The sequence below is a fragment of the Blastomonas sp. genome, from assembly GCF_041747255.1.
Lineage (GTDB): Bacteria > Pseudomonadota > Alphaproteobacteria > Sphingomonadales > Sphingomonadaceae > Blastomonas.
The window spans coordinates 1-5565 of record NZ_JBGTFM010000262.1; the positions used below are offsets into that span (position 1 = coordinate 1).

The 5565-nt window shown below is 60.8% G+C and carries 4 protein-coding genes; 2 read left to right on the forward strand and 2 right to left on the reverse strand.

What is annotated here, in order from left to right; translation table 11 throughout:
* Window positions 1-608: 608 nt before the first annotated feature.
* Both ACEW8G_RS09000 and ACEW8G_RS09005 read right to left on the reverse strand, forming a co-directional pair.
* Window positions 609-2960 (reverse strand): putative bifunctional diguanylate cyclase/phosphodiesterase, encoded by a 2352-nt coding sequence (locus ACEW8G_RS09000; protein WP_373488090.1) that lies wholly within the window; start codon window positions 2958-2960, stop codon window positions 609-611.
* Between the two features lie 6 nt (window positions 2961-2966).
* Window positions 2967-3617: a methylamine utilization protein gene (locus tag ACEW8G_RS09005; protein ID WP_373488091.1), complete on the reverse strand. Its 651-nt coding sequence runs from the start codon at window positions 3615-3617 to the stop codon at window positions 2967-2969.
* Between the two features lie 162 nt (window positions 3618-3779).
* Here ACEW8G_RS09005 and ACEW8G_RS09010 point away from each other — a divergent pair, with 162 nt between their 5' ends.
* Together ACEW8G_RS09010 and ACEW8G_RS09015 are read left to right on the forward strand one after the other, a co-directional pair.
* Complete coding sequence (locus tag ACEW8G_RS09010; protein WP_373488092.1) at window positions 3780-4670, forward strand: DUF3034 family protein; 891 nt, start codon at window positions 3780-3782, stop codon at window positions 4668-4670.
* A 97-nt stretch (window positions 4671-4767) separates the two neighbouring features.
* Complete coding sequence (locus tag ACEW8G_RS09015) at window positions 4768-5238, forward strand: group 1 truncated hemoglobin (RefSeq protein ID WP_373488093.1); 471 nt, start codon at window positions 4768-4770, stop codon at window positions 5236-5238.
* Window positions 5239-5565 lie beyond the last annotated feature (327 nt).

Below are 5565 nucleotides of genomic sequence, written 5' to 3' on the forward strand. Positions count from 1 at the left end.
CTGACCAGATCACAAGGCGATCTCTTTGCAACCTGATTGGTTTCAGACGATTGCAAATCGCAATGCCATCGAATAGGCTCCGCCGAGTACGCTAAGCCATTGATTTAATTTAACATAATCAATATTATCGCACTTTGTAAAATTCGTCTGATGCTGGGACAAAACGGCTGTACCTTGGCGATAGGTCGAACGGCGGGCTTTTCCAGTAGCCGACACTCATCCTCCATGTGGCCCGTCGCGTACAGCGACGCCAACTGGGCTGCTTGCCGCACGGCGGGTATCTGCGTTGTGGTAGACGATGTCGCCCACTAGGCGCTCGATCGCGTGGACCTACCGTAGCAGGCGGAACGCGCGATGGCGGCATTTCCCACGGCAACCATTAAGTTATTTGATTACAAAGGAAATTTCCTGATGTGGGATCAGTCACAAGAGACAATTCGGACAATCCAGGACCTACGCATCAAAGGGCAATAGACTAAAGCCAGCGAAAGAAGTGAGCAGCATTAGGCCTCTCCAGTGCATGCTCGGATGGCCATTCGGACAGCCGGGCCTAGGCATTTGCGCATTGGCAATTTGGTCGACCTTTTCCTGCGCGTAATCTTCAAAGGTTAGGCTACCTTGTTTGGTGCCTTGACGCCCTCGAATCCCGATCGGCAGTGTTTCGCGTAACGCATATTGGCGATCATCGCATCAACGTCCTCGATTCCGACCGGGCGGCTGAAGAAATAGCCCTGAATGTTCGAACATCCTTGCGCCCGCAAGGCTTCGAGCTGGTCGTTGTCCTCGACACCCTCGGCGATCGTTTCCATCCCAAGTGCCGACGCCAGCGCGGTGATCGCTCCGATGATCGCGCGCGAGCTGGCATCTGTGGCCAGATCGTTGACGAAGCTCTTGTCGATCTTGATCTTGTCGAACGGAAACGACCGCAGATAGTTGAGCGAGCTGTAACCCGTTCCGAAGTCGTCGAGTGCGATGCGGATGCCGCACTCGCGCAGCGCGTTGAGCATCGTGGTGGTTCGCTCGACATTGTCGATGAAGAGGGATTCGGTGACTTCCAGCTCCAGTCTGTCCGGTGCCAGCCCCGCCGCGTTCAGTGCCTGCATTACCATCAGGGGTAGGCCTGCGTTCTTGAACAGCACCGGCGACAAATTGACGGCGATCCGCACATTTGCGGGCCAGTGCCGCGCGCGCTGGCAGGCTTCCTTCAACACCCATTCGCTGATCGGGACGATCATACCGGTGTCTTCTGCCAGCGGAATGAATTCGGCAGGTGATATCAGGCCGCGCAGCGGATGCTGCCAGCGGATCAGCGCTTCAAAGCCCATCACCCGGTTCTGCTCCAGGCTGAACAGCGGCTGGTAGTTGAGGTGGAAGTGCCCATCGCGCACGGCTTCGCGCATGTCGATTTCCATCTGGTGGCGCTTGCGGGCTTCCAGGTCCATCGCCTGCTCGAAAAAGCACGAACAGTTCCGCCCCTCGTTCTTGGCACGGTACAGCGCAAGATCGGCATTCTTGATCAGCTCGTCCGGGGTATCGCCATCGTTGGGGGCCACCGCGATACCGATGCTCGAACTGGTCTCAAGCCGGTGCTCGGCCAGCTGAAACGCCGAATGGAAGACCGCGCTGACCCGGTCGGCAAGCAGCACCAGATTGGTGGCGGGATCGATCTGGTCGATCAGGATGGCAAATTCATCGCCCCCCTGGCGGCTGATCAGAGCACCGCCGATGGTGTCGCGCAGCCGGTCGGCAACGGCGCGCAGCAACTCATCGCCCACCGGGTGCCCCAGCGTGTCGTTGACTGCCTTGAAGTTGTCGAGATCGAAATACATCACAACGATGCGCTCGTCGCGGGCGCGGCGAGCCAGTGCGAATTCCAGCTGCTCGGCAAACAGCTTCCGGTTCGGCAGCCCGGTCAGTTCGTCGTGCAGCGCGATGTGGGTGATCCGCTCTTCACGCTGCTTGATCGAATCGACCATCGAGTTGAAGCTGTCGGCCAGCCTGCCGACTTCGTCCCGTGAGGTGATCGCCACCTTGTCGCGCGATCCGGCGCTGATCGCACGCGCGGCAAGGTCGAGCGCCGCGATCGGCCGGGTGATTCCGCGCGAGACGAACGCCCCGATAGCGCTCGACAGCAGCAGGCCGAGCCCGCTCAGCGCCATCAGCAGATATTTGATCGGTGCATATTGCTCCAGCGCGGCGCTCAGCGCGAAGCGCAGGACGAGTCGGGGCTTGAGACCGTCGTCGAGCGCGCGGATCGGTTTGGACCAATACAGCGTGCGTTCGCCGTTGATCCGCGCTTCCACGGGATTCTTGCCGCTGGCCTGTGCCAGGGATACGCCGCCAGGTAGCGTTCCGCCGTTGCGTATCCTTGCGGTCATGCCTGCGGGGGCGACGCCCGCCATGTCACCCATCGAAGCGGAATCAAGCGGGCGGGCAAGCACCAGCCAGCCTGCCAGATCGGGGATCATGATCGGCGCTGCGACCGCATTGTAAAAGCGACCGCCGACCTTGAAGACACCGCGATCGGCGCCGGAATCCATCGCCTGCCACAGCGCGTCCTGCTCTGCCACGAGCAACGGGGTGCCGGTACTGACGAAATCGCCCTGCAAGGGCACCATGATGGCGAGCGGCGCATCGGCCCGCACGCGCAGGCTCTCCAGCGCGCTGGCTATCGTCGGCTGGTCGCTGATCGCAAAGGCCTCGCGGAAGCCGAAGTCCGCCGCCAGCACATCTGCCGACGTGCGCATCTGGGCCGCCTGCAATTCCAGGATCTTGTCGAAGGTCGCCGCGCTGGTCGCCATCTCCCTGGTGGCGACGCCCTCGGCATAACGCTCGACACCGCCGGTGGCTACGACGATGAACGCGCCAAACGTCAGCGCGATGACGACCGCATACCAGACGGTGATGCGTGTCGAGAGCGAACGGAAGCGGGTCGATCCGGAGAGGCTGGCTAGCTTCATCGGCTGCTATTTGGCCGGTCGAAGGTCGACAGAGATTGCCCGGGATGTGGCCTGGCCAACCGCCAGCGTGATTGTCTCCACCTGCTCGCCGGTGCGGCTGCGCATGGCCGGGTGCCACACCCTGACGGTCGCCGTGCCGCCGGGAAGCTGGGCGATCTTTACCTGGCCGTTGTGATCGGTCTTGGCGGCATAGGGGGTGTCGACCACCTTGATGTAGCCGCGCATCGAATCATGGATCTTGCAGCCCAGCGCGACATTGCCCGGCACCGCAAAGGTATGGGTTCGGGTCTCGTCACGACCATAAAGCTGGATGTCGATCTTGGCGGCCTTGGAGAAGCTGTAAATGCTGTGGCGCACCTTATCGAGATTGGGGAAGCGCACCGTGGCACCGGCGGGCACTATCAGCGTGCCGGGGCTGAACGCGATATTCGACTGCGCCATGTCGTTCTTCCAGCCAAAGCGGATCGGTCCGCTGGCACCTCCGGCCTTCGGGTAGACCATCACCACTGCATCCCTGACCGGCATGCCATTGGCCTGCTTGACGCTGACCGCAAGCGAGGCGGGACCAGCGGCGTGAGAACCCGTGACCGAGAGCAGGGGAATGACGGCAGGAGCTGCCATGAACGCTGCGAGGGCGAGGCGAGGACGACTGAGCATGATGCCAGGACTAGCTTGATCTGGTTAACAAACGCTCGCCGCAAAGCGTGATTTTACAGGTAATCCCGCCAATTTTTGGAGATGGGCTGTTTTTGCATTTTGGATCCATGGCGGGGCAATATGCTTAACGGTTGATTAGGCAGTGACAGGTTACCAGAAAGCATGCTCGGTTTTCCTTCCCCTCGTCCGGCCACCAGCCTGGTCATGTTCGCCGCTCTCGCCCTCGCTCTTGAGCCGGCCCATGCGCAGGAATTGCGCAACGGCGGCAAGCTTCTGCTCACCAACGGTGTCAGCACCATTGAGGGTGCCGGCGGTGGTGGACTTGCCACCTGGAGCGCCATCGCCGGCAATGCCACGCAGGAGGGCATCGGCGGATCGGTGCATGGTACCGTAATCGAACTGCCCGACTATAACTGGACGAGCCATGGCGTCTCGCTGGGCTTTTTCGATCGGGTCGAACTCAGCTATGCCCGGCAGAACCTCGATACGATCGATATCGGCGCGGCGCTGGGGCTGGGACGCGGTTATACGCTCAACCAGGACGTGTTCGGCGCAAAGCTCAGGCTCGCAGGCGATGTCGTCTATGGCGATGCGCTGATGCCGCAGATCGCCATCGGCGTGCAGCACAAAAGATCGAGCGATTCCGCAGTTGTCGCCGCGGTCGGCGGTGCATCCCCCAACGGCACCGATGTCTATATCAGCGCGACCAAGCTGTTCCTGTCGCAAAGCCTGCTGGCCAACGCCACCGTGCGGTTCACCAAGGCCAACCAGAACGGCCTGCTGGGCTTTGGAAGCGCGACCCAAAACGATCCCAAGCCGCAGTTCGAAGGATCGCTTGCCTACCAGTTCTCGCGGCGGTTCGTCGTCGGCGGCGAATATCGCACCAAGCCCGACAATCTAGGGATCGCGCGCGAGGACGACTGGGTCGATCTGTTCGCCGCTTATGCGCTGACCCGCAACGTCACGGTGACAGCGGCGTATGTCGATCTCGGGAGCATCGCGACCGCCGACAACCAGCGCGGCGCCTTCCTGTCGCTGCAGGCGGCGTTTTGAGTTTCCGGACGGGGATACCGACATGATCAGCAACGTTTTTGCCCTCGCTCTGGTCGCGCTGCAGGATATGCAAACCGAGCCCGGACCCGAGCCCGAAGTGACCGAAGAAGCCGCGCTCGCGCCGGAACCTCAGCGCGATCCTGTGACCGGCGAACTCCCGATCGATCCGTATGAAATGTCGAACGCGCACGCAGGCGCCGCGCCATTTGCCGGCACTGGGATGCGCGATGCTTTTCATGGCCAGGACGGCATCCGCCGCATCGTGGACAACATGGTCGATCGCGCGACAGCCGACCCCCGAATTTCCGAAATCTTCGTCTCGCACGATTTGGTCCGCCTGCGCCGCACACTGTTCGAACAGTTCTGCTACATCCTCAACGCCGGATGCGATTACTCCGGGCGCGACATGGCCTCTTCACACAAAGATTTGGGCGTTCAGATCGATGACCTAAACGTGCTGGTCGAGAACCTTCAGGCGGCGATGGCGGTCGAGAGAGTGAGCTTCGCTGCACAGAACCGCCTGCTCTCCAAACTTGCCCCGATGAATCGAGATGTGGTGACGCGCTGAAGCTCACCGCAGTAATGTAAACATCAGAACATTTCCCGGTTTCAAGACTGTCCGCAGATGGAAAGAGGGGTGATAGCGCTGAATGACTGAATTAAGGGCGCCATGGCGACCGTCCGCTTTGAAGTGCCTATCGGCAGCTTACGGCAGGATAGGACATTTAAAGTAGTTTACGAGAATGACCGACGTTGGGTCGACTGCTGCCGGACGCGAATGCCGGATCGTGGGACATTACTGCCGTTCGCAAGCGATCCGTCGAACAGCAGGTTTCGCCAGGATTGGACGACCACGGCAGATTCAGGCACTGACAGAGCGATGCAGACCGGTCCG

What these genes read in the sequence shown, in the direction of transcription:
- ACEW8G_RS09000 (WP_373488090.1), bottom strand. Translation starts at nt 2,960, where the DNA reads ATGAAGCTAGCCAGCCTCTCCGGATCGACCCGCTTCCGTTCGCTCTCG.
- ACEW8G_RS09005 (WP_373488091.1), bottom strand. Translation starts at nt 3,617, where the DNA reads ATGCTCAGTCGTCCTCGCCTCGCCCTCGCAGCGTTCATGGCAGCTCCT.
- ACEW8G_RS09010 (WP_373488092.1), top strand. Translation starts at nt 3,780, where the DNA reads ATGCTCGGTTTTCCTTCCCCTCGTCCGGCCACCAGCCTGGTCATGTTC.